Annotated in this window: 26 protein-coding genes and 3 riboswitches; of the genes, 6 read left to right on the top strand and 20 right to left on the bottom strand. The window is 66.1% G+C overall.

Going from position 1 to position 26,704, the window contains the following annotated elements:
- Positions 1-10: 10 nt before the first annotated feature.
- Positions 11-997 (top strand): sugar ABC transporter substrate-binding protein, encoded by a 987-nt coding sequence (locus IVA74_RS30035; RefSeq protein ID WP_247350199.1) that lies wholly within the window; start codon positions 11-13, stop codon positions 995-997.
- 75 nt (positions 998-1,072) lie between these two features.
- On the top strand, positions 1,073-1,360 hold the full coding sequence (locus IVA74_RS30030) for a YciI family protein (protein WP_247350275.1): 288 nt from the start codon (positions 1,073-1,075) through the stop codon (positions 1,358-1,360).
- On the opposite strand, the gene IVA74_RS30025 is transcribed toward IVA74_RS30030, so the two are convergent.
- The 3 genes from IVA74_RS30025 to IVA74_RS30015 all read right to left on the bottom strand — a co-directional run bounded on the left by IVA74_RS30025 (position 1,332) and on the right by IVA74_RS30015 (position 5,485).
- Positions 1,332-1,532, bottom strand: a complete 201-nt coding sequence (locus IVA74_RS30025) for a hypothetical protein (RefSeq protein WP_247350198.1) — start codon at positions 1,530-1,532, stop codon at positions 1,332-1,334. The genes IVA74_RS30030 and IVA74_RS30025 overlap by 29 nt on opposite strands.
- A gap of 127 nt (positions 1,533-1,659) precedes the next feature.
- A complete protein-coding gene (locus IVA74_RS30020; protein WP_247350195.1) occupies positions 1,660-3,129 on the bottom strand; it encodes a PepSY domain-containing protein in 1,470 nt (489 codons plus the stop codon).
- A 10-nt stretch (positions 3,130-3,139) separates the two neighbouring features.
- The gene (locus tag IVA74_RS30015) at positions 3,140-5,485 is read right to left on the bottom strand and encodes a TonB-dependent receptor (protein WP_247350193.1); all 2,346 of its coding nucleotides are present in this window, start codon (positions 5,483-5,485) and stop codon (positions 3,140-3,142) included.
- Between the two features lie 112 nt (positions 5,486-5,597).
- Positions 5,598-5,800, bottom strand: a riboswitch (cobalamin riboswitch).
- 70 nt (positions 5,801-5,870) lie between these two features.
- On the opposite strand from IVA74_RS30015, the gene IVA74_RS30010 reads away from it, so the two are divergent.
- The gene (locus IVA74_RS30010; protein WP_247350191.1) at positions 5,871-6,443 is read left to right on the top strand and encodes a histidine phosphatase family protein; all 573 of its coding nucleotides are present in this window, start codon (positions 5,871-5,873) and stop codon (positions 6,441-6,443) included.
- Here IVA74_RS30010 and cobT read toward each other — a convergent pair whose 3' ends face one another.
- The 8 genes from cobT to cbiT form a co-directional block, all read right to left on the bottom strand.
- Positions 6,444-7,496: a nicotinate-nucleotide--dimethylbenzimidazole phosphoribosyltransferase gene (cobT, locus tag IVA74_RS30005; protein WP_247350189.1), complete on the bottom strand. Its 1,053-nt coding sequence runs from the start codon at positions 7,494-7,496 to the stop codon at positions 6,444-6,446. It abuts the gene before it with no gap.
- Positions 7,497-7,511: 15 nt separating this feature from the next.
- The gene (cobF, locus tag IVA74_RS30000; protein WP_247350187.1) at positions 7,512-8,261 is read right to left on the bottom strand and encodes a precorrin-6A synthase (deacetylating); all 750 of its coding nucleotides are present in this window, start codon (positions 8,259-8,261) and stop codon (positions 7,512-7,514) included.
- Between the two features lie 46 nt (positions 8,262-8,307).
- Positions 8,308-8,985, bottom strand: a complete 678-nt coding sequence (locus IVA74_RS29995; RefSeq protein ID WP_247350185.1) for an energy-coupling factor ABC transporter permease — start codon at positions 8,983-8,985, stop codon at positions 8,308-8,310.
- Between the two features lie 36 nt (positions 8,986-9,021).
- Positions 9,022-9,242, bottom strand: a riboswitch (cobalamin riboswitch).
- A gap of 45 nt (positions 9,243-9,287) precedes the next feature.
- Positions 9,288-10,019, bottom strand: coding sequence for a uroporphyrinogen-III C-methyltransferase (gene cobA / locus IVA74_RS29990; protein ID WP_247350183.1), 732 nt, complete (start codon positions 10,017-10,019; stop codon positions 9,288-9,290).
- The gene (locus tag IVA74_RS29985; RefSeq protein WP_247350182.1) at positions 10,016-11,326 is read right to left on the bottom strand and encodes a cobyrinate a,c-diamide synthase; all 1,311 of its coding nucleotides are present in this window, start codon (positions 11,324-11,326) and stop codon (positions 10,016-10,018) included. Before IVA74_RS29985 ends, cobA begins: the two co-directional genes overlap by 4 nt.
- Complete coding sequence (gene cobM, locus IVA74_RS29980) at positions 11,326-12,108, bottom strand: precorrin-4 C(11)-methyltransferase (RefSeq protein WP_247350180.1); 783 nt, start codon at positions 12,106-12,108, stop codon at positions 11,326-11,328. The genes IVA74_RS29985 and cobM overlap by 1 nt, the downstream gene beginning before the upstream one ends.
- Positions 12,105-12,473: a cobalamin biosynthesis protein gene (locus IVA74_RS29975; RefSeq protein ID WP_247350178.1), complete on the bottom strand. Its 369-nt coding sequence runs from the start codon at positions 12,471-12,473 to the stop codon at positions 12,105-12,107. Before IVA74_RS29975 ends, cobM begins: the two co-directional genes overlap by 4 nt.
- A complete protein-coding gene (gene cbiT, locus IVA74_RS29970) occupies positions 12,470-13,651 on the bottom strand; it encodes a precorrin-6Y C5,15-methyltransferase (decarboxylating) subunit CbiT (RefSeq protein WP_247350176.1) in 1,182 nt (393 codons plus the stop codon). The genes IVA74_RS29975 and cbiT overlap by 4 nt, the downstream gene beginning before the upstream one ends.
- On the opposite strand from cbiT, the gene IVA74_RS29965 reads away from it, so the two are divergent.
- Positions 13,650-14,396, top strand: a complete 747-nt coding sequence (locus tag IVA74_RS29965; protein WP_247350174.1) for a cobalt-precorrin-6A reductase — start codon at positions 13,650-13,652, stop codon at positions 14,394-14,396. The genes cbiT and IVA74_RS29965 overlap by 2 nt on opposite strands.
- Here the strand turns inward: IVA74_RS29965 and cobJ are convergent.
- From cobJ to IVA74_RS29930, 7 genes are read right to left on the bottom strand one after another with little or no spacing between them, the layout of a single operon-like run.
- The gene (cobJ, locus tag IVA74_RS29960) at positions 14,372-15,106 is read right to left on the bottom strand and encodes a precorrin-3B C(17)-methyltransferase (protein ID WP_247350171.1); all 735 of its coding nucleotides are present in this window, start codon (positions 15,104-15,106) and stop codon (positions 14,372-14,374) included. The genes IVA74_RS29965 and cobJ overlap by 25 nt on opposite strands.
- Positions 15,103-15,834 (bottom strand): precorrin-2 C(20)-methyltransferase, encoded by a 732-nt coding sequence (locus IVA74_RS29955; RefSeq protein ID WP_247350169.1) that lies wholly within the window; start codon positions 15,832-15,834, stop codon positions 15,103-15,105. Before IVA74_RS29955 ends, cobJ begins: the two co-directional genes overlap by 4 nt.
- 2 nt (positions 15,835-15,836) lie before the next feature.
- Positions 15,837-16,466, bottom strand: coding sequence for a precorrin-8X methylmutase (locus tag IVA74_RS29950; protein ID WP_247350166.1), 630 nt, complete (start codon positions 16,464-16,466; stop codon positions 15,837-15,839).
- Entirely contained in the window at positions 16,466-17,629 is a 1,164-nt protein-coding gene (cobG, locus tag IVA74_RS29945) for a precorrin-3B synthase (protein ID WP_247350164.1), read from the bottom strand. Before cobG ends, IVA74_RS29950 begins: the two co-directional genes overlap by 1 nt.
- A complete protein-coding gene (gene cobN / locus IVA74_RS29940; RefSeq protein ID WP_247350163.1) occupies positions 17,626-20,871 on the bottom strand; it encodes a cobaltochelatase subunit CobN in 3,246 nt (1,081 codons plus the stop codon). The genes cobG and cobN overlap by 4 nt, the downstream gene beginning before the upstream one ends.
- Positions 20,871-21,905 carry a cobalamin biosynthesis protein CobW gene (cobW, locus tag IVA74_RS29935; protein WP_247350162.1) on the bottom strand — a complete coding sequence of 345 codons (1,035 nt, stop codon included), beginning with the start codon at positions 21,903-21,905 and terminating at the stop codon, positions 20,871-20,873. Before cobW ends, cobN begins: the two co-directional genes overlap by 1 nt.
- A complete protein-coding gene (locus IVA74_RS29930; RefSeq protein ID WP_247350160.1) occupies positions 21,902-22,276 on the bottom strand; it encodes a DUF1636 domain-containing protein in 375 nt (124 codons plus the stop codon). The genes cobW and IVA74_RS29930 overlap by 4 nt, the downstream gene beginning before the upstream one ends.
- A 94-nt stretch (positions 22,277-22,370) precedes the next feature.
- Positions 22,371-22,590: riboswitch (cobalamin riboswitch) on the bottom strand.
- A 40-nt stretch (positions 22,591-22,630) separates the two neighbouring features.
- On the opposite strand from IVA74_RS29930, the gene cobO reads away from it, so the two are divergent.
- Together cobO and IVA74_RS29920 are read left to right on the top strand one after the other, a co-directional pair.
- Positions 22,631-23,266: a cob(I)yrinic acid a,c-diamide adenosyltransferase gene (cobO, locus tag IVA74_RS29925; RefSeq protein ID WP_247350158.1), complete on the top strand. Its 636-nt coding sequence runs from the start codon at positions 22,631-22,633 to the stop codon at positions 23,264-23,266.
- Between the two features lie 9 nt (positions 23,267-23,275).
- Entirely contained in the window at positions 23,276-24,724 is a 1,449-nt protein-coding gene (locus IVA74_RS29920) for a cobyric acid synthase (RefSeq protein ID WP_247350156.1), read from the top strand.
- On the opposite strand, the gene cobD is transcribed toward IVA74_RS29920, so the two are convergent.
- Both cobD and cbiB read right to left on the bottom strand, forming a co-directional pair.
- Positions 24,713-25,678 carry a threonine-phosphate decarboxylase CobD gene (gene cobD, locus IVA74_RS29915; protein WP_247350154.1) on the bottom strand — a complete coding sequence of 322 codons (966 nt, stop codon included), beginning with the start codon at positions 25,676-25,678 and terminating at the stop codon, positions 24,713-24,715. The genes IVA74_RS29920 and cobD overlap by 12 nt on opposite strands.
- 11 nt (positions 25,679-25,689) lie before the next feature.
- A complete protein-coding gene (gene cbiB / locus IVA74_RS29910) occupies positions 25,690-26,631 on the bottom strand; it encodes an adenosylcobinamide-phosphate synthase CbiB (RefSeq protein ID WP_247350153.1) in 942 nt (313 codons plus the stop codon).
- Positions 26,632-26,704 lie beyond the last annotated feature (73 nt).

The raw sequence follows: 26,704 nt of genomic DNA, 5'->3' as shown, positions 1-26,704 counted from the left end.
TGGAGGAAACATGAATAAGAAATTGGGTTACCCGTCGTGTTATTTGGCGCTGCCGCTGCTGATGGCGGCCGCACTCACCACCGAAGTTCGTGCCGACGGCGAGACCATCGCCGTCTTCACCAAGAACCAGACCAACCCGTTCTTCCAGACGGTGCGGGTCGGCGCCGACAACATGGCGAAGACGCTGAACGCGAAGACGCTGCAGTACATTCCGACCAAGCCTGACAGCATTCCCGAGCAGCTCAGCCAGATCGAAGATGTCGTGGTGAAGAAGCCGAGCGCCATCGTCTTCACGCCGGTCGATTACAAGGCAATGGTGCCGGGGGTCGAGAAGATCAACGAAGCCAAGATCCCCGTCGTCAACATCACCGACCGCTCCGCCGGCGGCAAGTTCGTCTCCTTCGTCGGCGCCGACGATTACAGCCTCGGCCTCGAGACCGCGCGCTTCCTGCTCAAGACGCTGGGCGGCAAGGGCAACATCGTCATCATCGAGGGCGTCAAGGGCTCGCTGACCAATGTCGACCGCGTCCGCGGTTTCAATGACGCGCTGAAGGAAAACGCCGGCGCAAAACTGCTGGCCTCGCAGCCCGGCAATTATCAGCGGCTCCAGGCGCTCCAGGTGATGGAGAATTTGATGCAGTCAAACGCGCAGATCGACGGCGTGCTCGCCGCCAACGACGCCATGGCCGTCGGCGCGATCGAGGCGCTCGACGGCGCCAACCGCAAGGCGCAGGTGATCGGCATCAATGGCACCAAGGAAGCGATCGACGCGATCAAGTCCGGCAAGCTGCTCGCGAGCGGCGACTACAACGGATTTTTCCAGGGATGCCTCGGCACCATGATGGCGATCCGATCCTTGCGCAACCAGCCCGTCATCGCCGAGATCGTGCTGAAGCCGACCGTCATCACCAAGGACAATTACCAGCCGTTCGACGTGCCGCTGGAGCAGCGCAACTGCCCGACTTTCGAAGAAGCCGGCAAGCTCGGCGGCAAGTAAGCGTATCCATCAAGACAAACATGGACGGCCGCCGTCGCGGCCGTCCCAAGAATCCGAGCAGGAAACGGAGACATGATGCTGTTCGCCATTCACGCCATCGACCGCACTGGCGCGCTGCCGACGCGGCTCGCCAATTACGATGCCCATAAATCCTTCCTGAGCGACACCTCGCGCTTCGGCGTCAAGATCGTGATGTCAGGGCCGCTCGTCTCCGACGACGGCGAGAGGATGATCGGCAGCCTGTTCCTGATCGAGGCGCCCGGGCGCAGCGAAGTCGAAGCCTTCAACCGAGCCGATCCGTTTGCGGCGGCCGGCATCTGGGAAAAGGTCACGATCACCGGATTCCTGCGCCGCCAAGGCTGAGGGCGGGCAAAACCAAAAACGCGAAACCAACCCCATGCACAGTAGAACGAGGTTGTTTTTGCTTGCCAAGCCCACCGGCCGGCTCGTGGCGGACATGGATCCGGAACGAAATTTTGGAGCAAAACTGCTGTGATGGTGGATCGTCGTCGACCTTGAGCCGGTCGTAGGTCATGAGAATCTTGATTGATCCATGCCCCTGCTTCACCAGCGCCGGAATGTGCTCCTCGACCGTTTCCAGGGGTCTCCGTCACTTGATGGCCCCATGTTTCGAGAATTCGGCCGGACGCGCAAGTCCCCGGCTATGCGTTTCGGCCGCTGCGGCCCGGCCCAATAGCTCGGACTGACAATGAGAACCGCAACCGGCGCCAGCCGATGACGATCCCGGTGACCGAGAACACCAGTCCCAACATACACAGTCCGACAATCAGGACTTCACGTAGACGTGGATGCGCCATCAGGGCGGGAAAATCCAGCGTGTGCAGCGCGCCGTAGAACCAGCGATAAGCCCGCCGCGACGAATCCAGCCTTTGCAGCAAATTGCCGTCGGCGCCGTCGATGTCGAACCAGAGGTCGCCGCAGCGCGACCGATAGACCGGGGCACCCGGGACGGTGGACTGCGCGGGATAGTCGTCGCTGTCGGCAAGTACGGACGGTACGCCGCAGCCGGCCGCGAGGCGCGCGGTCAGCCCCTGGAGCGCGTGCGCATCCAGAAATCCCGTTGATCTATCGCGGGGCGCGTCGCCTGCCTCGATCAAGGTCTGGTTGGCAAGGCCCATCCGATCCCGCCGATAGAGATTGCCATTGAAGGCAAACCATTCGATTTCACGGGCCGACAGCGATATTGGCTGCCGATCGAGCGATGAGGCCGCCTCCCAATTCGGTGAAGCGTTCATCACGCCGGCTTCTGCCGAGGTCAGTTGCCCGCGCGAGAACAGCCGCCCGTGATCCATGGAGAGCCAGCCACTGAAAATCCATGTCAGCACGAAGACCGTCGCCGCGAGTCCGATGAGATGATGCAGGGCATGCCAGCCACGATAGGGTGAGCCGATCAGACCTCCGCGAAGCTTGATCCGCGTAAGGCCGAGCACAGCGCCAAGCAAAGCTGCGATCAGGGCCAGCAACGACAAGGTCCAGACCACGCGATCCCACAGCCACCAGTTGCTTCGCAGGATCGTTGGATAGATCCAGTGCAGCACGCTGCCGACGAGATTCCAGCCGCGCTCGCTGCGCGTCGTATCCAAAACGATCACGCCGGTGAGCGAGGAGACGTAGACCTCCGTTGCGGCAGCGTCGCCGAGAGCAATGCGAAACAACGGCCGATGGCGGTCAAAGCCGTTCGGCACGCTCCATTGGTCATAGTCCGCGCGCGCGACAATCGCGGCCCGCGCGGCATCGAGTCCACGGCTGCGAGCGTGATCTCGCGCAATAGCCAGTGCAATGTCGGAAGACGCGACCGACGCGTCGCCCCCATCGGAGGCGCGGACTGCGCCTGCACGCGATGGCGCCGAGACGATATAGACCGGTCCGTCGCTGCGCTGGATCAGGCGAACGCGCGTCGCATCCCCGATTCCGCTCGCGGTCACCGCATCGGCAACCGCGATCCTCACCTCTGCGCGATCCACCGGCGCCAGTCCGGCAAAGCGTTCCGCTTCCGTCAGCGACGGAAACGGAACGAAGTGCATCACGATTCCCGTCGCGAACCACATCGCAAACAGCAGGCAGAACGCGATCCCGAGCCATCGATGCAGCAGGACGATCACGCTCATCATGGTCAGCATCCTACCATTTGAACGCAGCCGAGATCTCATAGGTGCGCGGCGCGCCCAGGAGGATCTGGTCGGGATAGAACGGATCGCCCCAGATCGCATAACGCTTGTCGGCGATGTTGCGCACGCGGAAGGTCAGGCGGGCCTGGTCGAGCGCATCGAACACCGTTTTGGGAATGTCGACGAAGGCGTAGACGTCCGCGACGGTGTAGGCCTTCATCGTCACGACGTTGGCATCGGTGTTGTAGCGGTCGCCGACGTGGCGGCCGGTGATGCCGAGCTCCACCGGCCAGGCCGTGAAGAGGCGCCAGGAGGCACCGGCGTTCGCGACGATGCGCGGCACATTCGGCGGCGTATTGCCGGAAAACGAGCCGCCGACAAAATTGTAATCGGCATAGCGCGCATCGACATAGGCGATGTTGCCCCAGAGACGCAGAGGCTCGATCGGCCGCACGGATGCCGCCAGCTCCACACCCTTCGACTCCTGCCGCCCGGCGAGATTGAGCTGCATGCCGCCGGCCGCGGCATAGACGTTCTTGCGCAGGATGTCATATGCCGAGAACGACCACTCTGCCCGGTTGTCCCAGAACAGGTGCTTGACGCCGGTCTCATAGGTGCGCGCAGTGGTCAGGTTGAGCGGATCGGTCGGATTGAGCAGGAAGATGTTGTTGGCGGCGATGTCGGCGCCGGTGGCGTACTGGCTGAAGAAGGTCAGACCCGGAACGGCTTCCCACGTGTAACCGATACGCCCCGTTGTCGGGACCCAGGATTTCGAGAACGGGAAGTTCGCGTTCTCCAGCCCGGTCTTGTCGGTCGAGTTGCGGTCGAGCCCGATATGCTCGACGCGGAGGCCGCCGACCAGCGCGAAGCTGCGCGTCAACTTCAGCCGGTCCTCGAACGACAGTGCCTCGTTGTCGATGCGGGCGGTCTGCTGCTTGGTCGTGAGCAGGCCGTAATAGCCGCGGTCGGGATTGACCAGCGAGACATCGTCGTTCGGGAAGTTTGCCGCGCCCGGCCTGACGAAGTCGAGATAACTCGACGAAAGCGTCGTGACCAAGCGGTTGTCGAAGCCGGCGATGTTGGCATCCCAGATCAAGTCGGTGATGTTGCCGACAAGGCGCTGGCTGTGCGCGACATAAAAGCGCTCGCGATACACCCTGTTCGTCGTGGAATCGAACGCCTCGATCTCATTGTTGAACCAGGTGCGCTCCGCACCATAACCATAGGCCTGGCTTTTCAGCGTCAGGTCAGGCGCAAGCCTCAGCTCGAAGCCACCGCGCAGCCACACCTCCTGCGCCACGTTTCGATTGTCGAGGACGTTGTAGTTGGTGTTGAAAGTGCGGTCGTCGATGGTGACAGCCCCAAGATCAGTCCTGTTGAAGTAATTGCCCGAAACGATCCCCGTCGTCGCATGCGAGCCGCTAAAGGCGATCGGCACCAGCGGTGCACCCCAATAGGCTTTCGAACGGTCTTCCCGATACTCGATCGCGCCCCAGATCTTGAGACTGTCCGAAATGCGGTAGTTAAGCTGGCCGGAGACGTCGAGCGTCTTGGTGTTGGTGTCGTCGGCAAAGCCGTTGAGCGAAGCACGGCTGACATCGAAGCGATAGTCGAGTCCCTGTACGTTGGTGCTGCCGCCCGAACCGTAATGCGCGCCGAACGAGTTCAGCGAGTCCGAGAAGAAATCGGCTTCGTTCCGGATTGGTCCGGTGTGCGGCTGCTTGGTAACGGTGTTGATCGCGCCACCGGCGGCACCTTCGCCCGAGATCAGCGAGGCCGGACCTTTCAGGAATTCCACTGCTTCGAGATTGGCCGTGTCCATGATCCGCGAAGTCATGTTCTGCGGACCGATCTTGATGCCGTTGTAGAGCATGTTGATCTGGCTGTTGGTGAAGCCGCGCATCGAGAACGCCGCGGGCTCGGCCGGGTTATCCCCTGAGGTGACGCCGACGGCGCCCTGCGCAACCTCGGAAACTGTGCGATAGCCCTGCTCGCGCATAGTTTTCGCTGAAATCACCTCGACGGTGGCGGGGATCTCCCGCACGGTCAGACCGAGACGCGAGGCGCTCTCGGCGACTGCATTGGTGTTGAGCGACGTTTGCGCCGCTGCGGTCGGCACGACAGGCTTGGGCGCTGCGGATGCAGTCGCCGGCCGGCGAACTACTGCGCGGCGTGGGCTCTGCCCTTCCCGGGCGGCCGGCCTGGCCAGCTTGCGGGGATGAGCGGGCGATATCTCGACGGGCGGCAGAGGTTCGCGAACCGACTGCGCCATCGCGGCGGGCAGATCAAGGACGGCAAGGGATGTGAGCGCAGCGGACGCAAGGAATTTGCGCAGCCGGGTGGCATGGACGGAAAACATGGTTCAGACCTCGGTATGACGTCAGTGGCACGTCACAGCGAACGAGGTCTCACCTTGGCTTGTCAGCCTTCCGATGAAGCCGAATGTCTGTACTCCCCGACCGACATCTTCGCGTGTGACCACGGCTGACGGCAGGTCTCCTGGCTCGCGGGTCACTACCTTGCATCGCCTTCCCGGGACCGAGATACCCAGTGGCTCGTGACGCAAGATTCGCCGCTTACAGTTGCGGGGGCAGCCACGGCATTGGGGACAAAGTCCCCGCACCGCATTCCCTTTTCATCCCCTCTCGGGGAAACCGTCACGAGCATCTAGGATTACGATCCAGACAGAGTCAATGTGCCAGCAGGCGTTATTGCCACAACGACCAACTTCCTTGGAGATAAGCATGGAAGGCGAGACCTTCCTCTGGCTGATGCGGCATGCGCCCGTCGACGGGATCGCCGGGACGATCCATGCAGCCGATGCGCCGGCCGATCTCGGCGATCGCGCGCAGTTGGAGGCGCTGCGGCAGCGTCTGCCGCAGAACGCCACGAGCTTTGCGAGCCCGTCGCGGCGCACCGTCGAGACGGCCCGCGCGCTGGGGCTAGAACCCGAGTTGGTGGGCGAATTCAGCGAGCAGGATTTCGGTGCCTGGACCGGTCGTCGGCATGAAGATCTCGCAGCGACCGGAGGAGACTCCTATGCGCAGTTCTGGAACGATCCAGGGCGCGGACGGCCGCCAGGCGGCGAAAGCTTTGAGGATCAGGTCACGCGCGTCCGGCTGGGGCTCTCGCGGATCGGAGCCGGATCGGCCACGCTCGTCGTGCATTCCGGCACCATCCGCGCGGCGCTGTGCATCGCGCTGGATCTGACGCCTCAAGCGGCCCTGCGCTTCGTCATCGATCCGCTGTCGCTGACCCGGATCGACCGGCTCACGACCGGCTGGCGCGTCGTCTCCGTCAACCAGCGGATGCTTTGATCAGGCCGGACGATCCGGCACATTGGCCTGCGCAAAGGTCGCCATGCCGTTGTGGAGAGCACAGGCGGATCGCACCAATGGCAGCGCGATGGCCCCGCCCGATCCTTCGCCGAGCCTGAGATCGAGGCTGATCAGCGGTTGCACGTTCAGCGCGCGCAGCACCAGCCGGTGCCCCTGCTCCGCCGATTGATGCGATGACAACAAGAATGGCTGGCAAGAGGGGTTGAGCCGCGTCGCCGCCAGCGCCGCCACCGACACGATGAAGCCATCGAGCAGCACAGGGATGCGGCGCTGCGCAGCCGCAATGATGGCGCCGCAGATGGCTGCGATTTCGAGGCCGCCGACGGCGCACAAGATTTTCTCGGGCGAAGCGCCCGCAACGCCATGGTGTGCAATCGCAGCGTTGATCACCCGCGCCTTGTGCGCACGGCCGGCCGCGTCGACGCCGGTTCCGCTGCCCGCGATCTCCTCGGCACCCATGCCGAGCAGGCTCGCCGCAATCGCCGCCGATGTCGTGGTATTGCCGATGCCCATCTCACCGAAGATCAGAAGATCGGGCTTGCTGGCCGCGGCGCGAGCAACTGCGCGCTGACCGGCTTCGAAGGCAAACGCCAGCTCCGCGGGGGTGAGCGCAGCTTCGACGCTGAAATCCCGCGTGCCGCTACGCGGCTTGTCGGTAACGATTCCCGCCATCTCCTGCTGCGCCAGCGTGCCGGCGTCGACGACCTCCAGGTTTGATCCCAGTTCACGCGCAAGCACCGAGATCGCGGCGCCGCCGGAGGCAAAATTCGCCAGCATCGCGATGGTCACTTGTTGCGGATAGGCCGAGACGCCCTGCGCGACAATGCCGTGATCGCCGGCGAAGATGATGATCGGCACCCGCGCCGCGCGCGGCTGCTCAGTTGCTTGCAGGCCCGCAAGCTCGATCGCGAGCTGCTCGAGCCGTCCGAGCGCGCCGGCCGGTTTCGTCAATTGCGCCTGCCGCGCGACCGCCGCCTCGCGATGGACTGCCGAAATATCGGGGCACTGTTGGTAGACCCATTCGGGGAGCATGTTGCCTCGCTTGCCTTACGGCCTGCGCTTGAGGATGTAACTGTCCATGATCCAGCCATGCCGCTCGCGCGCCTCTTGCCGCACGGCGACGATACGCGGGCCGATCTCGGCCAGCACGCCGGACATGATGACCTGATCCGGCATGCCGAGATAGGCGCCCCACCAGATGTGAAGCCCTTCCGGATCGAGCGACTGGAACGCCGTGCCGCCGTCGAGCATCACCACCACGGTATCGACACCTTGCGGCCAGCCGCCATCGCGCAAGCGGCGGCCCGTCGTCACCAGGAATGGCTCGCCGATATCATTGAGCGGTAGCGCATGCGCCGCGCACAGCGCCTGGATCGAGGTGATGCCGGGCACGACCTCGATCTCAGGCAAGGGATTGAGCCGCCGCGCAATGCGCAGCGAAGAATCATAAAGCGATGGATCGCCCCAGATCAGCAGCGCGACCTTGCCGTCAGCTTCGAGATGATCTGCGATGGCCTGCGACCAGGTCTCGGCCACGGCATCGTGCCAATCGTCCACGCCCTTGCGGTAGTCCGCTTCAGCCGCATCGCGCACGGGAAGATCGAACTCGGCGATGCGCGTCGTGTCGCTGGTGAGCACATCCGCGCAGATCGTCCGCCTGAGATCGGCGAGATCGAATTTTGCGGTCCCCTTGCGGGGGATCAGGACGAGATCGGCCGCGTTGATCGCAGCGATCGCGGCGCGCGTCAGCTGCTCGGGATTGCCGGGACCGATGCCTATCAGGGAGAGCGTGAACATCGAGGCTGCGAAGGGCGGCCATGACGGCCGCCCATTCGCTTGTCTCTCAGGCCGCGCTATGCAAACGCGGGGTGACGAGGCCGGGCGCGGTGACGCCGCGCAACGACTTTGCCAGCGCCAGCACGCCGAGATCGGCGAGCGGCTCGATCACGATGACCAGCGCGTAGGACGCCGCGAACGTCGCGATGTTGGCGAGGTTGGTCGCGCCGAAGCCGGAGCCATAGAGCGCCCAGAACGCCACCCAGGCGATGACGCCGAACTGATACGTCGTCGAAAGCGCCAGTGCCTGGCGGTACTTCAGATCGACATAGGCGGTGTTGCGCGAAATGATCCGCGTGGCGATCGCCTGGATCGCGAACAGCGGCACCAGGAGCGTGGTGACGTTCATGCCATATTGCGGCAGGTCGGGCGGCTCGAAGAAGATGCCCTGGAACAGCAGGCCGAACGCGAGGCCAAAGGCCGCTGGCGCAGCACCGAACAGCAGGAACAGGGTCGAGCCGAGGATGAAGTGCACTTCGGACACGCCGACCGGGAAGTGCGGCAGGATCTCGAAGAAGACGAACACGAGGCCCGTGGTGGCGAGCGTGCGCGCCGCGAACGACGTGATACCCTGCTCGCGCACGGTCTCGACCGCGAGCTTCAACGCAACGCCGCCGACGGCGATGCCGGTTGCGTAACTCAACACGAGCTTGGCGTCCGAGACTAGTCCGGGTTCGATATGCATGGCTCAGATCCTTCTTGCCGTCACACCCGACGGCCGTGGCCTAAAAACGTGCAGGGCCGGTCTCCTGGCTCGCGGTTCACTGGGAGTCTCCGGCCTTCCCGAACCCTGCGGCCCAGTGGCTGATCGAAGTCCCTCACCGCTTACAGTCGCGGGGGCGGCTGGGGTTTTGGGCGCCGCAACTGGGTCCGCCCATCCCCATTCCCGATTATGCTCCGGCGCTTTGCGCCGCGTCGAGCACCATGCGTCTCCTGTGTGCCCCTTTCGCAAGCCGGGCGTCAAGGGGCGAAGGGCGGCCGAGCCCGTCATGACCTATAATCCCCCGCCAGCGCGCCGAACAGGATCACGGCCGCCGTGGAGGCCGCCCCGCCCCGGGCAAGCTGCTCGCCAAGCTCCGAAATGGTGGTGCGGACCAATCGTTCATCGGGACGGCCGAGGGATTCGGCGAACAAGGCCGGCGTGGTTGGGGAGAGCCCATGCCCTATCAATTTTGCGACAAGCGCCGGAAACGTGCGGCGGCCCATATAGACCACGGTCGTCGCCTCCGGATCCGCCAGCGCCGCCCAGTTGAGGTCTGGCGGCAGCTCGCCCGTGACGTCCGCGCCGGTGATGAACTGCACCCGGCGCGAGGTATAGCGCCGGGTCAGGGGAATCCCGGCCTGGGCCGCAGCGACGCAGGCCGTGGTGACGCCCGGAATGATCTCATAGCCGATGCCCGCTTCGCGGAGCGTCTCGAGCTCCTCCTCGAGCCGGCCGAAGATACCGGCATCGCCCGACTTCAGGCGAACCACGCGCACACCGGTTGCGGCGTAGTCGACCAGGAGGCGGTTAACGTGGTGCTGCTTGGTCGAAGGCCGCCTTGCCCGCTTTCCCACCGCGACGAGATTGGCGCCGGGACGGGCCAGATCGAGGATCGCGCCCGAAGCAAGATCATCATAGAGCACGACGTCGGCCTCGCGCAGCCGCGCGGCACCCTTGAGCGTGAGGAGCTCGGGATCGCCGGGGCCGGCGGAGACGAAGGAGACAAAACCGCTCACCGGTCCTCCGCGATCAGATGAAAGAACGTGCCGGTGGCTTGTCCCCGCCGCGAGCCGGTCTCGATGATGACCGCACCTGTCGCGTCGTGCACGACCGCTAGCGGCGTGTCGGGCTGCGCGAGGATCGTCGAATAGTGGAATTCATGGCCACGCAGGCGTGCACCCGCCTGATGACCCGGCATCGGCGCTGTGAGTTCGGCCAAGCGATAGCCCAGATGCATGCGGCGTTTGGCAAAGCTCGTCTCCAGGCCGAGCAAGCCCGTCATCTCGTGGCGGATACCGTCGGCGTCGGTCAAAGCGGTACCCAGCACCATATAGCCTCCGCATTCGCCGTGCACCGGCCGCGTCGCTGCGAAGGCGCGTAATCCGCTGCGGAAGCGCGCATTGGCCGCGATCTTCCCGGCTTGGAGCTCGGGATAACCGCCGGGCAGCCAGCACACATCGGCGCCCGGATCAGGACCTTCGTCAGCCAGCGGCGAGAATGTCGATATCTCCGCACCCGCCGCGCGCCACGCTTCCAGCATATGCGGATAGACGAAGGAGAACGCAGCGTCACGGGCAAGCGCAATGCGCTGGCCGGGCGGCGTCGCGTTCACGCCGCTTGCGGCAGGTTGCGGCGACCAGCTGGCAGCCGATTGCAGCACCGCATCGAGATCGACATGCTCGGCGACGAAGCGGGCGGCCTCGTCGATCAACTTGCCGATCTCCGCTTGCTCCTCGGCCTGCACCAGTCCGAGATGCCGCTTCGGCAGGCTGATCTCGGCATGGCGCGGCAGCGCGCCGAACACGGCAATGCCGGCATCCAGCAGCGCACGCCGCACGAGGGCTTCATGGCGCGGGCTGGCAACGCGATTGAGCACGACGCCTGCAAGGCGCACGCCGGGACGATAGTCGCGAAGGCCTGCGGCGATGGCTGCCGCCGTCTGTGCCTGTCCCGAGGGATCGATCACCAGCAGCACCGGCCAGTCCAGCATCTCTGCAATGTCGGCGGTCGCCCCGGTACCGCAGACGCCCCGCGCGGCGACGCCGTCGAACAGGCCCATCGAGCCTTCGGCCAGCACGACATCGGCGTCAGTGCCGCGGCTGACGAGATGCGAGATCGTCCCGCGATCCATCGCCCAGCTGTCGACATTGACGGAGGCGCGTCCCGTAGCGGCCGCATGAAACGCAGGGTCGATATAGTCAGGCCCGCTCTTGAAGCACTGCACCCGCAATCCGCTATTGCGCCAAGCGCGAGCGAGCGCCAGCGTCAGCGTCGTCTTGCCGACGCCCGAGGCCGGCGCGGAGATGACGAGCCCTGCCGCCATCACGACACCTCCGGAAAACGCGGCTCTGCGCCCACGGGGCGATAGCGGCGGTCATAATCGGCGGCATAGAGACGGCTCTCGGAAAAATCCGCCGAGCCCAGCGTCTTGCCGACCAGGATCAATGCGGTGCGCTCCATCTCGCCGCCGACAGCGGCGTCGAGCGTTGCCAACGTGGCGCGGACGATGCGCTGGTCGGGCCAGCTCGCACGCCAGACGATCGCGACCGGGCAATCCGCGCCGTAATGCGGCGTCAGCTCGGCGACAATCTTGTCGAGCAAATGGATCGACAAATGGATCGCGAGCACCGCGCCGGTGGCGGCGAAGGCGGCGAGCTTCTCGCCTTCGGGCATTGCACTGGCACGGCCCGGCGTGCGCGTCAGCACCACGGTCTGGGCAAGGCCGGGCAGCGTCAGCTCGGCCTCCAATGCGGCTGCGGCGGCCGAGAAGGACGGCACGCCGGGCGTGACGGTGTAGGGAATGCCGAGCGCGCGCAGGCGGCGGAGCTGCTCACCCATCGCCGACCAGATCGAGAGGTCGCCCGAATGCAGCCGCGCGATGTCTTTGCCGTCAGCATGCGCGGCAGCGATCTCCGCGACGATCTCGTCGAGCGACAGCGGCGCGGTGTTGACGATGCGCGCGCCGGGCGGGCAATGCGCCAGCACGCCCTCCGGCACCAGCGAGCCGGCATAGAGGCAGACCGGGCACGTGGCGATCAGATCGCGGCCGCGCAGTGTCAGCAAATCGGGAGCGCCCGGTCCGGCGCCGATGAAATGCACCGTCATGCGCCGTCTCCTTCCGCGATCGCCGCGGTCGCGGTGCGATCCTGCGAGACCACCCGCGTCGCGATCAGTCGCGCGCGAGGTCCAGCTGCCACGAGCGCTGCGGCCTCGGCGACCGATCCCGTCCCGAACTTTTCTGCGACGAGTTCTGACTGTGTCGGCGTATCGATGCCGGCCAGCATTTCGGCGGCGATCGCCTTGATCGGCACGCCGCATTCATGCGCGAGCTGCTTCAGCACCTCCGCGTCGGCCTTGTCGCTGACAGTCGCCACCGCTGCGAGGCCCTCGGCACCACCGGCCGCCAGAAGCGCCTCGCGCAACGAAGCCAGCGTGACGCCCCGCTTGAATCCGAGCCCGGCGACCTTCATCGGACCGCACTCCATTGCACCACCGGCCGCGCCGCTTCCCAGGACCGGTAGCGGCCGAGCGGAGCGGCATGTGCGATCTCGACCCGCATCAAGTCGCCACCATGGCGCTGGTGCAGCTCACCGAGCAGCGCTTCCGTCTCCAGCGTCACCGCATGCGCAACGAGTCGCGTTCCGGGCGCGAGGCGCGACCAGGCGGCGTCGAACATCGCGACGTCGAGACCGCCACCGATGAAGACGGCATCCGGCACTTCCAGCGCAACCAGAGCTTCGGGCGCCTTTCCCGTGATGACTGTGATCCGATGTGCCAACCCGAACGCCGCAGCATTGTTGCGAATGTTCGCGGCACGATCCTCGCGCGCCTCGATCGCGATCACCGTACCGCCGCACAGCGCCCACTCAACCGAGATCGAGCCCGAACCGGCGCCGATGTCCCACAGCCGGTCACCGGGACGCGGCGCCAGCGCCGAAAGCGCGAGCGCACGGACCGGATGCTTGGTGATCTGGCCGTCATGGACGAAGAAATCGTCTGATAGTCCCGAGCTGCGAGGAAGGCCCTGCATGCCCGCCGCCTCAACGGCCACTGCAACCAGGCTCTCGGCAAGATCACCCGCAAAGCTATCGGCGCGATGCTCGTTGATACTTTCGCGCGGTCCGCCGAGCGCGGCGAGCGTCCAGAATGACGAGGCACCCCAACCGCGCGCCGTCAGCCATTTCGCGAGATCGCCGGCCGCCTTGCCGTCGCGTACGAGACAAATAATGCGCGCACCTCGCGCCAGATGCGGCACGAGACGCTCGAATGGTGCGGCGTGGAGACCGAGACAGGCAATTGCTTCGAGGCGCCAGCCTAGTCGCGCGGCGGCTAGCGAGAAGGTCGACGGCGCGGAATGCGCAATCCACTCGCCGGCATCGAGCTTCTCGGCAAGGCCCGCGCCAGCGCCGTACCAGAACGGATCGCCGGAGGCGAGCACCGCCGTCGGGCGGCCGCGGCGGCTCAGCACGACATCTGCATCGAACGGCACGGGCCATGGGCGACCCCGGCTGGTCACACCGGCAAGCGCGAGGTGCCGTTCCCCGCCGAAGACGGTTTCAGCATTGGCAAGCGCCTTTCGGCTTGCTTCGGACAGCCCGGCAAGGCCATCTTCGCCGATACCGATAATGGTCAGCCAGGGATCAGCCATGACGCGCGCGCTCGTTCTGGGCGGAACGGCCGATGCAAGCCTGCTTGCGGCGGAGATTGCGCGCGCAGGCATCGATGCCGTCTATTCCTATGGCGGCCGCACCCGTGCACCTGCCAATCAGCCGCTGCCGACCCGGATCGGCGGTTTTGGCGGCGTCAGCGGACTTGCTGACTACGTTCGCCGTGAAGGTATCACGCATGTGGTCGATGCGACGCACCCCTTCGCGGCCGGGATGAGCCGCAACGCGGTTGAGGCGTGCGCGGAAACCGGAACGCCGCTGATCGCTCTTGAGCGTGCGCCATGGACCAAGATTCCCGGCGACAACTGGATCGAGGTCGCAGATGTCAACGCAGCCGTCGCCGCGCTGCCCGACGCGCCGGCAAACATATTCCTCGCCATCGGCCGCCAGCACATCGCACCATTCGCGGCCAAGCCGCAGCACGCCTATACGCTGAGATTCGTTGATCCGCCCGAAGCGCCTCGGCCCTTCGCCGCGGACGTCATCGTGTCGCGTGGGCCGTTCACGCTTGAGGGCGAGCTGGAAATGATGCGCGCGCGAGGTATCACCCGGATCGTCGCCCGCAATTCGGGCGGCGACGGCGCGCGCGCCAAGATCGACGCAGCCCGGATGCTGGCCCTGCCCGTGATCGTGATCTCGCGGCCGGAACTCCCCGAGCGCCAACGGGTGGAGAGCGTGGCCGAGATCATGGCGTGGCTCGGTCATCGCACCTGCCTCGGCGCATAGACCCAGCGGCCGACGCGGCGGGTCTGCGAATTACCGACTATCACCAGCGTGCGCATGTCGGCCATCTCCGGCGTCGCCTCGTTCAGCCTGACGGTCTCGATGTTTTCGTCAGCAGCGCTGATGGCACGCGCGAAGATCACGAGGCGCTCGCCGCAGCCGGCCTCGTTCAGCACCGCAAGCGCACGGCCAAACCCTTCCGGCCGGTTCGCCGAGCGCGGATTGTACATCGCAATGGCAAAATCGGCATCCGCCGCGAGCCGCAGGCGCTTCTCGATCACGGCCCACGGCTTGAGATTGTCCGACAGGTTGATCGCACAGAAATCATGGCCAAGCGGCGCGCCGGCGCGCGCGGCAGCCGCCAGCATCGCAGTGATGCCGGGCAGCACACGGATCGGCAGCTCCTGCCATTGCGGCGCCTGTTCGAGCGCCTCGAACACGGCGGAGGCCATCGCGAAGACGCCGGGATCGCCGGAGGACACGACGACGACCTGGCCGCCTTCGGCCGCGAGCCGCAGCGCCTCGCTCGCACGCTGCAGCTCTTCGCGATTGTCGGACGGATGCAGCTTGAGCCCCGGCCGCGGTGGCACCCGCGCGACATAGGGCGCGTAGCCCAGAATGTCGGTCGCGGCGGCAAGCGCGGCGGAGACCTCGGGCGTCACCAGCGCATCACTGCCCGGCCCAAGACCCGCAATGGTCAGGGTTCCCGTCATTCGGCGGCGTCCGGATGCCGGCCCTTGCCGTGCACGAGCACGATCGCGAAATAGGGACAGTCGGCGGCATCGATCTCCGCGAGCCGCACCACGCGCTCTCCCGGCATGGTGCCGCGCTCGACCAACCAGGCATCGTCCAGCCGTCCGGCGGCAGCGAGCGCGCGGCGCACCTTTGCGAGATTGCGCCCGGTCTTCATGATCACAAGTGCATCGGAATCGCGCATGCGGCGTGCAAGCTCGTCCTCGGCGAGCGTGCCCATCAGCACCGTCGTCACGTCGTCGCCGAGCGCGATCGGCTGTCCCACGCCATTCCAGCAACCGACCATGCCGGGAATGCCCGCGATCACCACGATCTCGACGCGGGTTTGCAGGCGCGTGTGCAGATGCATGAAAGAGCCGTAGAAGTAAGGATCGCCCTCGCAGAGCACGACGACATCGACCCCGCGCGCCAGCCGCGCCAGGCGCTCCGCCCATTCGTCGTAGAAACCGGAAAGCAGCTGGACATATTCAGGCGCGTCGAAGGCGATCTCGGTCGTAACAGGATATTCCATGGGATATTCGGTGACGTCGGCAGCCAGCATGCCCTCGACGATGCGGCGCGCCTGGCCGGGCCGGCCCTTCTTGCGAAAATAGGCAACGTGTTTCGCGCCGCGCACCATGCGGTCGGCACGCACGCTCATCAGATCGGGATCACCGGGGCCGAGACCGCAGCAGATGATGCGTCCCATCGCTATTCGCTCCGGCTCGCCAGCGCGTTCACGGCGGCGACCGTGATCGCGGAACCGCCGAGGCGGCCCTCGACCGCGAGCGCCGGCGCCGGCGGATCGGCCATCAGCGCAGCCTTGGATTCGGTGGCGCCGACGAAGCCCACGGGACAGCCGATGATCGCCGCTGGCCGGGGACAGTCGCGGTGCTCCAGCATGTTGAGCAGATGAAACAATGCGGTCGGCGCGTTGCCGATCGCCACGATCGCGCCATCGAGATGCGGGCGCCACAATTCGAGAGCCGCAGCCGAACGGGTGTTGCGCATGGATTGCGCGAGCGCGGGAACGGTCTCGTCGCCCAACGTGCAGATGACAGCATTGGCCGCGGGAAGCCGCGCGCGCGTAATTCCTTCGGAGACCATGCGCGCGTCGCACAGGATCGGTGCGCCCTTCTGCAGGGCCGCGCGCGCGGCTGTCGCCATGCCGGGCGTGAAGCGGATATGCGCCTCCAGGCCGACCATGCCGGCGGCATGGATCATCCGCACCACCACCTGTTCCTCGTCCGGCGAAAAGCGCGCAAGATCCGTCTCAGCCCGGATAGTGGCGAAGGATTGCCGATAGATCGCAGCGCCGTCGGTCTCGTAGAGATGCGGCATCAATGCCCTCCCATCAGAATGGAGGGATCTCTGACGATATCGTCGCGGCTCAGCCCCCGCAGGATGGGCTCATCGCGTGTCGACCCAGCGCGCACGAGATCGAAGCCTGCGCCGGTCGCGACCAGAGTGATGGCGGCCGCACCGGAATGGGCGCAGCCCTTGGCGCAACCAGAGACGTGGAGCCGTGCGGCCGCGCCGATGTTCGGAGCCAGGGCCGCGGCCAGACCGCGGGTATCGGCATGCGCCTCGCGACAGCGTGGCGCGCCGCTGCAGGCTATCACGCGTAGCGCAGGATCGTAGGCCTCGGTGATCAGGCCAGTCGCGTTCGGCATCACCCGCTTGCCTTCGCTCAAAACCATCCGCCACGGCGTCATGCGCAGCGCATGTCCGAAACCGGCGAACTGGTCGAGCGTCGCATGCGCCATCTGTCCGAAGGCGACGCCGACCATCGCACCTTGCGAATAGAGGCCTGGACGCGCCGCGGCCATGATCGGCGCCGGCTCGGCATCGCCGAGCAATGCCGCCGGCAGGGTCGCACCGGCGGCCAGATGCGCCGCCATCCGCCCTCGCCCGCCCCTGGCGCCGCCTGAGATCACGAACCAGTTGGCGAGCGCGAGCGCGGTGGTCACGGCTTCGCCGCGCACGACGGAGCGGCCGAGTTTGTCGCCATCGGCCCGCACCAGCAGTCCGCCCGATCGATCGCGCTCCATTCGTACGTCCGCGGAATCGCCCGCAAGCACACGTGAGGTGCCGTCATCAATGGCGAAGCCGAACTTGGTTGGAAGTTCGAGCTTGCTGTCAGCGAGCGCCTCCTCAAGCTCGGCGGCGAGCGATTGTGTCGCGTCTCCGGCACGCCAGAACGGCGTCACAAGAATGTTGCGACGGGATTCGGTGTCAGCGTCGGGGTCGAGCAGCGCCAGTTCCGAAAGGCCGTCGAGCAGCAGCCTGTGGCTGGTGTCGCTGACGCCCCTGATCTGGAGATTGGCCCGACTGGTCACGTCGATCAGGCCGTTGCCATGGCGTTCGGCGAGACGGGCCAGTCCAGAGATTTGTGCAGCATCGAGCCGTCCGCCGAACGGACGTACACGAACCACGAGCCCGTCGCCCGATTGCATCGGGCGCAGCGCGCCGGGACACCAGCCCTTGACCACGGAAGCGCTCATGATGCCTCCCGCAGCGCAGCCGCGATCGAATTGCGGCGCGTTCGCCAGAGCGAGGCCTCATGCAGGCGCGTGAAACAGGTCTCCATCGCGGCCAGCGCTGCCGGATTTTCGCGGGCCATGAAGGCGCGGACGTCGTCGTGGCCAAGCGTCGCATCGTAGTAGAGGTCGAACAGATGCGGCGGCACCGCGCCGGCCAGATGCGCGAAGGCCGCCATGTGCTCGAGCGTTGCCGTGATCTCGGCCGCCCCGCGAAAACCGTGGCGCATCATGCCGGCGATCCAGGCCGGGTTGGCCGCGCGCGCGCGGACCACGCGCGAAATTTCCTCGGTCAGCGTACGCGCATGCGGTTGCTCGGGTCGCGTCGTGTCGAGATGATAGAGCGATGGTCCTGCCGCGCCGAGATGCGCTGCGGCCGCCGCAATGCCGGCTTCATGGGCGGCATAGTCGGCCGCGAGCAGAAGATCGGTTTCCGGCAAATCTTGCACGTGCACGAAAGCATCGGCGGATGCGAGCCGCGATTCGATGCCGGCGCGATCGGGCTTGATCGCGCCGTCCGCGGAGAATGCCCAGGACGATGCCGAGAGCCACGCTTCGCCGGCGGCTTCGCGCGTCTCGGGCGTGAAGGCGTCAGGGATCGCCGACAGGCCGACGCCGTATTGTCCGGGGCGCGGCGCGAACACGCGCGATGTGCGATGGCGATACGGATTTTCATCGCTCTCGTCGCGGGTCGCCAGAGCCTCGGAGGCGGCTTCGAACAATTGCGCGAGGCCGGCGAAGACATCGCGAAACAGGCCCGAGACACGCAGCGTGACGTCGATGCGGGGCCGGCCAAGCTCGGCCGGCGCGATGATGTCGTAGCCGGTCACACGGCCGGAGGCGTGATCCCAGCGCGGCGAAAGACCGGCCAGATGCAGCGCCATCGCAAACTCTTCGCCCGCGGTACGCATCGTCGCTGAGCCCCAGAGATCGACGACAAGGCCCTTCGGCCAGTCGCCGTGATCCTGCAGATGACGACGTAGCAATTCTTCCGCGAGCTTGATGCCTTGGGCATGCGCCGACGGCGTCGGCACCGCGCGCGGATCGACAGCAAAGAGATTGCGTCCGGTGGGCAGCACGTCCTGACGCCCGCGATAGGGTGAGCCTGACGGCCCCGGCGCGACACGCTGTCCTGCAAGCGCGGCCCGCAAAGCGTCTCGTTCCGCGTCGCCGCAGGGTCCGCGGCCGAACACGTGCAGGCCGTCGCCGAACTGGCTTTCCTTGAGGTCGCAGACGAAGCGGTCGATCCGCGGGATCGCTTCGGCCGGTGCGGCCGCAGCATCGAGACCAAGATCGTCTTCGAGGCCAGCCGCGCGTGCCTCGTCACGGATCGCGGCGATCAAGCGTTGGCGGCGGGCGGGATCGAGGCCATCGGCGGTCGAATATTCATCGAGAAGCTGTTCGAGCCTGCGCAACCCGTCCGGCACCGCTGATGCTGCCAGTGGTGGCGGCAGATGGCCGATGGTGACGGCGCCGATGCGCCGTTTGGCCTGCGCGGCTTCGCCGGGATCGTTGACGATGAAGGGATAGATAACGGGCAAATCGCCGGTCAGGGCTTCCGGCCAGCACGTCTGCGACAGCGCCACTGATTTTCCGGGCAGCCATTCCAGCGTGCCATGCGCGCCCATGTGCACGACGGCATCACAGCCCTGCCCCCGCAGCCAGAGATAGAACGCGACATAGGCGTGGCGCGGCGTGCGGGCGAGATCGTGATAGTCGGAATCGCGCGTGGTCGCATCGCCACGCTCCGGCTGAACTGCGATGATCGACCGGCCGCATTGAATCGCGGCGAAATGGAACGCGCCGTCGCGACAACACGGATCGGTCTCCGGCGCGCCCCAGGCTTGCGCGAGATCGTCCTGCAAGGATTGCGGGAGGCGCGCGAGCGCCGCGCGATAATCGGCAATGCTCCAGCTCAAGGTCTGCTTGAGCAGCGTTTCGCCGAGCCCATGGACCGGCGCGACCTCGAAGCCGGCCTCCGCGAGGTCGGACAGCAACGCTTCGACCGAAGCAAGCGCATCGAGACCGACCGCATGCGCGATCTGGTGCGGACGACCCGGATAGTTCGAGAGCACGAGCGCCAACCGCTTGTCGGCAGCCGGCTTCTCGGCAAGGCGCCGCCAGGCTACAACGCGCGCGGCGACGGCGTTCACGCGCTCTTCATCCGCGCGATGCGCAAGATGCGAGAATTGCAGATCGGGATCGCGCATCGCGGCCGATTTGAAGCTCACCACGCCCGCGAACAGGCGGCCGTCGACCTCGGGCAGCACAACATGCATCGCGAGATCGCCGGGCGACAGGCCGCGCAGCGACTCCGCCCAGTCCTCGCGCCGCACCGATGAGAGCGCGACCTGGAACACCGGACAGGATGCAGCATCGAACGGCGTCGTACCGTCCTCGCCCACCGCCGAGAACGCCGTCGCATTAACGATCGCAGCCGGAGGATTTTGCACAAGATAGTCCCGCAACCAATCCGCAACGCCCGCAGCCTTCAGCGATGTGACGAACACGCCATGCGCATCAAATCCCTTCTCGCGCAGCGCGGCAATCAGGGCATCGACCGGGCCGGTGTCCGCGGCGGTGAGATAGGAGCGATAGAACGTCACCAGCGCTTGCGGCTTCCCCTCGGAGGCCGACGGCGCCGCAATGACGCCACGCGCGGGATCGTAAAAACCCATCTCGGGAACGTTCATCTCCCCGATAACCGGACCGGCATAGAGACCGGAGGCCAGCGCGAGTTGCGCGATCGCCGCTTGCGCCGCGACGGGGCCGCCGGTGTCGCAGAGCACCTTGAGCCGCCGCAGCGTCGAGACCGGCAAGGTCGAATATGCGTCCAGCCGCGTGTCGTCGCGGCCGTCGGCCGGCAGCACGGCCAGGACGATGCCGCGATCCTTCGCCAGTTGCTGCAGAGCCGCGAGCCCATACGCCCAATAGGACTCACCGCCGATCAGACGCACCAGAATGCCGCGCGCCCGCGACAACGTACGCTCGATATAGGTGTCGACCGAAAGCGGATGACGGAGCTCTGCGAGATTGACGAGCCGCAGCGACGGCAGAGTGTCGCGGCCGCGGCGCCAGCCGGCCGCGAACGCCGCAAGATCCGAATCCGAATACGAGAGCACCACGAGATCGGCCGGATCCTGGCCGATGTCCCTTGGCGTCGCGGTCTCCTCGAGACCGCGGCTCTCGCGGAAGACGACGTGCATCAGATACCGAGTCCCGCCTTGATCGCGGCTTCATCAATATTTCCGTGCTCGCCGATCACGACGAGCTTTGACTGCCTGTGACCCGCGCCCCAGGGCTTGTCGAACTGGTGGCGCACGCGTTCACCGACCGCTTGCAGCAGCAGGCGCATCGGCTTGCCCGCAACCGCGATGTAACCCTTGGCGCGCAACACGTTCTGCTCGCGCGCGAGACGCTGGACCGATGCGACCAGCGCATCGACATCGGTGACTTCAGGAAGATCGATCACGACCGAAGCAAAATCATCGTGCTCGTGCTCTTCCTCGCCGTCGTGATGCGAAGGACGTGCGGCAAGATCGTTCTCGGCGGCAGCCCCGAGACCGAGAATGAGGCGCGCGTCGATCGCGCCATCGGTCACCGGCAACATCGGCACGCGACGCGGCATCTCGGCGGTGATCGCCGCCTTGGCCGCTTCGAGGCCTGCCGCGCCCGCAAGATCCGCCTTGGTCAGCAGCACGATGTCCGCGCAGGCGATCTGGTCCTCGAACACCTCCGACAGCGGCGTCTCGTGATCGAGATTTTTGTCCGCCGCGCGCTGCGCTTCGACAGCAATCGGGTCGGGCGCGAAGCGACCAGCGGCGACAGCTTCGGCATCGGCCAGCGCGATTACGCCGTCGACCGTGATGCGCGAACGGATCTCCGGCCAGTCAAATGCCTTCAGCAACGGCTTTGGCAGCGCCAGGCCCGAGGTTTCGATCAGGATGTGATCGGGCCTTACCGGCCGCGACAGCAACTTCTCCATGGTCGGAATGAAATCGTCGGCAACGGTGCAGCAGATGCAGCCATTGGCGAGCTCGATGATGTTCTCTTCCGGGCAATTGGCGTCGGCACACGATTTCAGGATCTCGCCGTCAACGCCCTGGCTGCCGAACTCGTTGACGAGCACCGCAAGCTTCTTGCCGTTGGCGTTGGCGAGCAGATGCTGGATCAGCGTCGTCTTGCCGGAGCCGAGAAATCCCGTGACCACCGTGACCGGGACTTTTGCGAGCGAATTCATTCGGCGGCCTCCGGCACGACGGCCATGGGGGGAATGCGGGCAAGCGATTGCTTGCGGAAGATCTCGGGACGGCTGCGCCAGGGCACGAGGCCGTCGGGCGCGGCGGCATAGGCGGCGGCGCCCGCGACCACGTCGGGCGCATTCGCATCCGACAGGCGACCATAGACATAAGACCAGCGGCCGGGCGCGCTGAGCGCGACCGAGCAGCCCTGGCTGCATGCAGACAGGCATTCGACGGGAACTACATTGACGCCGTCGGGCACGCCGGCATCAAGGATCGCACCATGCAGGCGCTTGCCGGGTGTCGCCTCGCCCTCGCCAAGCGTCTCCCCGGCACGGCAGGTGATGCAGACGTGAAGTGTGACGGTCATCGCCTCTTCCAGAATAAATAGCGGGAAGCGAAGAGGCGCACGAACCATTCTTGCGAAGGCCCGCTTCCCCGTCGCGGAACACCCCGTCCGCCGGTCCAAAATCGTCCGCGCTGGCAGGTCTCCCGGCTTCCGGAGCAGGGTCTCCCCTTCGATCCCCGCCTTCCCGATCCCCAAGGGGGTCAGTGGCTTCGGGCACCTCTCCGGTCACGGTCGCGGGGGCGGCTGCATTTTGGAACCAAATCTTGCCGATTCGGACCCTATCGCATTCCCTCTTCGCCTGTCGTAGGACAGGAACCAACGCCGGGCCACCATTTGCCCCCGGCCGCCTCTTGTCAAGCCGAAGGACCCCGTCCGATGACGCCTGAACCGGATACCCAAACGGTCGACGAGACCGACGCCCGCCACGCCTCGAAAATGGCGAAGAAGAAGGTCGCCCGCGACAAGATCATGGCGACCAAGAGCGGTGAAAAGGGCCTCATCATCGTCCACACCGGCGCCGGCAAGGGCAAGTCCTCCTCCGCCTTCGGCATGATCGTCCGTTGCGTCGCCCACGGCTTCCCCTGCGCGGTCGTGCAGTTCATCAAGGGTGCCTGGGACACCGGCGAGCGGCGCATGCTCACCGGCCATTTCGGCGACCTCTGCCAGTTCCACGCCATGGGCGAAGGCTTCACCTGGGAGACGCAGGACCGCGCCCGCGACATCGCCGCCGCCTGCGCCGGCTGGGAGAAGGCCAAGGAGCTGATTCTCGACCACAACCTGCGCATGGTCGTGCTCGACGAGATCAACATCGCGCTGCGCTACGACTATCTCGACATCGCCGAAATCGTCGATTTCCTGTCGACGCAGAAGCCGCCGATGACGCATGTCGTGCTCACGGGACGCAACGCCAAGGACGAACTGATCGAGATCGCCGACCTCGTCACCGAGATGACGCTGGTCAAGCATCCCTTCCGCTCCGGCATCAAGGCGCAAGCCGGCGTCGAGTTCTGAGAAGCTCGCATGGCGCGCGCGCTGATGATCCAGGGGGCCGGCTCGGACGTGGGCAAGTCGCTCATCGTCGCCGGCCTCGCGCGCGCCTTCACGCGACGCGGCCTGCGCGTGCTCCCGTTCAAGCCGCAGAACATGTCGAACAATGCGGCCGTGACCGTCGACGGCGGCGAGATCGGCCGCGCCCAGGCGCTCCAGGCGCTCGCCGCCGGCGTCGAGCCGCACACCGACATGAACCCGGTGCTGCTGAAGCCCGAGACAGATGTCGGCGCGCAGGTGATCGTGCAGGGGAAACGCATCGCGACCGCGCGTGCGCGCGAATATGCGGCGATGAAGCCGTCATTGATGGGCGCCGTGCTGGAGAGCTTTGGGCGGCTGAAGGTGCGCGCCGATCTCGTGCTGGTCGAAGGCGCTGGGAGTCCGGCCGAGGTGAACTTACGCGAGGCCGACATCGCCAACATGGGTTTTGCGCGCAAGGCCGACGTGCCGGTCGTGCTGGTCGGCGACATCGACCGCGGCGGGGTCATCGCGCAACTCGTCGGCATCAAGACGGTGATCGACCCGGATGATGCCGCGATGATCCAGGGATTTGTCATCAACAAGTTCCGCGGCGATCCCACGCTGTTCGACGACGGCTACAAGCTGATCGAGCAGAAAACATCATGGCGCGGCTTCGGCGTTCTGCCCTGGTTCACGCGCGCCGGCGAGCTGCCGGCCGAGGATGCGCTGGGCCTGAGCGATGCGCGCAAGCCGGGGCAATGCAAGATCGCATGTCTCGCGCTGTCGCGGATCGCCAATTTCGACGATCTCGATCCGCTAAAACTCGAGCCTGGCGTCGATCTCGTGATGGTGCGGCCGGGCGAAGCCATTCCCGGCGACGTCAGGCTCGTCATCATTCCCGGCTCGAAGTCCACCCGCGGCGACCTCGCCTTCCTGCGCGCGCAGGGCTGGGACATTGATCTCCTGGCGCATTACCGCAGAGGCGGCCATGTGCTCGGCCTCTGCGGCGGCTATCAGATGCTCGGACGCAGCGTCACTGATCCCGATGGGATCGAGGGCCCCGCGGGCGATACACCCGGTCTCGGACTTCTGGACGTAGAAACGGTGATGAGCCCGCAGAAGACGCTGACGCGCGTCGCGGCCGTGCATGCCGCGACGGATCAGCCGATCGAAGCCTACGAAATCCACATCGGCCGCACCGAAGGGCCCGACCGCGCGCGGCCATTCGCAAAGCTGAACGGCGAACCGGAAGGCGCGGTCTCGCGCGACGGACGCGTGCAGGGCAGCTATCTGCACGGCCTGTTCACGTCGGATGATTTCCGCAAGGCGTTTTTGGCAAAGCTAGACATTCCCGCCGGCGACGAGCCCTATCACGCCAGGGTCGAGAGTGCGCTCGATGCCCTCGCCGATCACATCGAGCAGCATCTCGACGTCGACGGCCTGCTCGCGCTAGCGCGCTAGAGCCTCGGCCAGGCGCGTCCATTCGGATTCGCTGCCCGGAAGCCCGAGGCGCACCCATGTCGGCTCTCGCGCGAACACGCGTGACCAGATCTGGCGACGCGCCAGCGTCTCTTGCGCGGCGAGCGCGTCGGGTGTCTCGTAGAGACGAAACAGCGGCGTCCCGCCAACGAGCGTCCAGCCTTGCGACTGCACCATGGCGTCGAGGCGAACGCAGTCTCGCGCGAGCCGCGCGGATGTGGCTTCCGCCCAGGCATCGTCACGCAGAGCGCGGCAGCCAATCGCGATCGCCGCTCCCGAGACCGGCCACGGCCCCGACATCGCCGCGAGCTTGGCAATATCGGACGAATTGCCGAGCGCAAAACCAAGCCGCAGGCCTGCAAGGCCATAGAACTTTCCGAAGGAGCGCAGGATCAGCAGCCCCGGCCGATCTGCTTCCGGCGCGAGCGACAGTTGCGGGTCCATATCGGCAAAACTCTCGTCGATGACGAGACGGCCGACGCGCGGCAGCAGCTCCAGAAAATCCTTTGACGGATGGCACCGGCCGTCGGGATTATTGGGATTGACGACAATGGCGAGGTTCGCGCCGGCCAGCGTGTCGAGCGCGCTGACCTCTTCCACCTCCCAGCCCGCAGCCGAGAGGACCCCGGCATATTCGTTGTAGGTCGGCGCGAGGATGCGCGCGCGGCCGGGTGGCGCGAGTTGCGGCAGCAATTGAATTGCGGCCTGTGCGCCGCCAAGCGCAACGACCGCCGCGCTGGTGCGGTAAGCGTGCCGCGCCGCCTGATGCAGCGCCTCGATCTCGGATCGCGACGGTAAGGCATTCCATGCGCGCGAGCTCACCTCGCCCACGGGATAAGGCAGGCGGTTGATCCCCGTCGACAGATCGATCCAGTCCTCGGCACGACCGCCGAAACGCTGCTGGGCCAGATCGAGATTTCCACCGTGCTCGCGCATGCGCTGTTCTTTCACGCGAAGACCAGGATCGCAAGGATTCCAGCGAGCAGCAGCATGGCGCGGCGATAGACCATCAGCCCCGTGCCGATGTCGGCAGCAAGCGGATCGCGCGCACCTTCATTCAGCCATGGCTCGTTCGTGGTGCTGCCGTGATAGATGCGCGGACCGCTGAGCCGCACACCAAGCGCGCCGGCCATGGCCGCTTCCGGCCAGCCGGCATTTGGGGAGCGATGTCGGCGTGCATCCCGCATCATGCACGACAGCGCCTCCGGTCGCTGTGGCGCCAGCAGCACGAACAGAAATCCGGTCAGGCGCGCTGGAATGAAGTTGGCGACATCGTCGATGCGCGCCGCCGCCCAGCCGAAGGCTTCGTGCCGTTCGTTGCGATGACCGATCATGGAGTCCAGCGTGTTGATCGCCTTGTAGCCCAAGATGCCGGGCAGACCGAACAGCGCGCCCCAGAACACGGGTGCCACGATGCCGTCGGATGCATTCTCGGCGAGACTCTCGATCGCCGCGCGCGCGATGCCGGGCTCATCGAGCGCCAGAGGATCGCGGCCGACGATGCGCGAGACCGCGTCGCGCGCGGCGGCGATGTCACCGGCCCGCATCGGGTTAGCGACGGCAGCAACGTGGTCGTGCAACGAGCGCAAGGCGACCAGCGGCCAGGCCAGGACGCCGACCAGCACGATCTGAATCCAGCCCAAGGGAAGCAAGGATTGAAGCGCCCAGCCGAGCGCGACGGCGAGCGCGATCACGACGAGTGCGCCGGCAACGCCCGCGGCCCGGCGAAGCGCCGGCGGATCGGACGCACGATTCCAAGCGCTGTCGATGGCAGAGATCAGCCGGCCCAGCCAAGTGACGGGATGGCCGATCCGCGCGAACAACCACGACGGCCAGCCCAACAGGGCATCCACCGCCATCGCCACGACCATCGCACCGGCAAAACCCACGCACGCCTCCTGTCCCGCCCCTGTTGCGCAAACCCCGGCCGGAGCGCAAGCCCCCGGCTGGCGGATTTCGGCT

The sequence above is a fragment of the Bradyrhizobium sp. 132 genome (genome assembly GCF_023074185.1).
Lineage (GTDB): Bacteria > Pseudomonadota > Alphaproteobacteria > Rhizobiales > Xanthobacteraceae > Bradyrhizobium.
Note: the sequence above shows the minus strand (reverse complement) of the source record. Positions and strands in the feature narration are given on the sequence as shown.

Bases quoted from the DNA above. Each gene is read 5' to 3' on its own strand.
- IVA74_RS29930 (WP_247350160.1), bottom strand. From the start codon at position 22,276: ATGACCGTCACACTTCACGTCTGCATCACCTGCCGTGCCGGGGAGACG.
- IVA74_RS30035 (WP_247350199.1), top strand. From the start codon at position 11: ATGAATAAGAAATTGGGTTACCCGTCGTGTTATTTGGCGCTGCCGCTG.
- IVA74_RS30010 (WP_247350191.1), top strand. From the start codon at position 5,871: ATGGAAGGCGAGACCTTCCTCTGGCTGATGCGGCATGCGCCCGTCGAC.
- cobF (WP_247350187.1), bottom strand. From the start codon at position 8,261: ATGTTCACGCTCTCCCTGATAGGCATCGGTCCCGGCAATCCCGAGCAG.
- IVA74_RS29975 (WP_247350178.1), bottom strand. From the start codon at position 12,473: ATGAAGGTCGCCGGGCTCGGATTCAAGCGGGGCGTCACGCTGGCTTCG.
- cobO (WP_247350158.1), top strand. From the start codon at position 22,631: ATGACGCCTGAACCGGATACCCAAACGGTCGACGAGACCGACGCCCGC.
- cobW (WP_247350162.1), bottom strand. From the start codon at position 21,905: ATGAATTCGCTCGCAAAAGTCCCGGTCACGGTGGTCACGGGATTTCTC.
- IVA74_RS29955 (WP_247350169.1), bottom strand. From the start codon at position 15,834: ATGGGACGCATCATCTGCTGCGGTCTCGGCCCCGGTGATCCCGATCTG.
- IVA74_RS29985 (WP_247350182.1), bottom strand. From the start codon at position 11,326: ATGGCGGCAGGGCTCGTCATCTCCGCGCCGGCCTCGGGCGTCGGCAAG.
- cobT (WP_247350189.1), bottom strand. From the start codon at position 7,496: ATGCTCCCCGAATGGGTCTACCAACAGTGCCCCGATATTTCGGCAGTC.
- cbiT (WP_247350176.1), bottom strand. From the start codon at position 13,651: ATGGCTGATCCCTGGCTGACCATTATCGGTATCGGCGAAGATGGCCTT.
- cobJ (WP_247350171.1), bottom strand. From the start codon at position 15,106: ATGACGGGAACCCTGACCATTGCGGGTCTTGGGCCGGGCAGTGATGCG.
- IVA74_RS29995 (WP_247350185.1), bottom strand. From the start codon at position 8,985: ATGCATATCGAACCCGGACTAGTCTCGGACGCCAAGCTCGTGTTGAGT.
- cobM (WP_247350180.1), bottom strand. From the start codon at position 12,108: ATGACGGTGCATTTCATCGGCGCCGGACCGGGCGCTCCCGATTTGCTG.
- IVA74_RS30030 (WP_247350275.1), top strand. From the start codon at position 1,073: ATGCTGTTCGCCATTCACGCCATCGACCGCACTGGCGCGCTGCCGACG.
- IVA74_RS30025 (WP_247350198.1), bottom strand. From the start codon at position 1,532: ATGACCTACGACCGGCTCAAGGTCGACGACGATCCACCATCACAGCAG.
- cobN (WP_247350163.1), bottom strand. From the start codon at position 20,871: ATGCACGTCGTCTTCCGCGAGAGCCGCGGTCTCGAGGAGACCGCGACG.
- IVA74_RS30015 (WP_247350193.1), bottom strand. From the start codon at position 5,485: ATGTTTTCCGTCCATGCCACCCGGCTGCGCAAATTCCTTGCGTCCGCT.
- cobG (WP_247350164.1), bottom strand. From the start codon at position 17,629: ATGAGCGCTTCCGTGGTCAAGGGCTGGTGTCCCGGCGCGCTGCGCCCG.
- IVA74_RS30020 (WP_247350195.1), bottom strand. From the start codon at position 3,129: ATGATGAGCGTGATCGTCCTGCTGCATCGATGGCTCGGGATCGCGTTC.
- cobD (WP_247350154.1), bottom strand. From the start codon at position 25,678: ATGCGCGAGCACGGTGGAAATCTCGATCTGGCCCAGCAGCGTTTCGGC.
- IVA74_RS29965 (WP_247350174.1), top strand. From the start codon at position 13,650: ATGACGCGCGCGCTCGTTCTGGGCGGAACGGCCGATGCAAGCCTGCTT.
- IVA74_RS29920 (WP_247350156.1), top strand. From the start codon at position 23,276: ATGGCGCGCGCGCTGATGATCCAGGGGGCCGGCTCGGACGTGGGCAAG.
- IVA74_RS29950 (WP_247350166.1), bottom strand. From the start codon at position 16,466: ATGCCGCATCTCTACGAGACCGACGGCGCTGCGATCTATCGGCAATCC.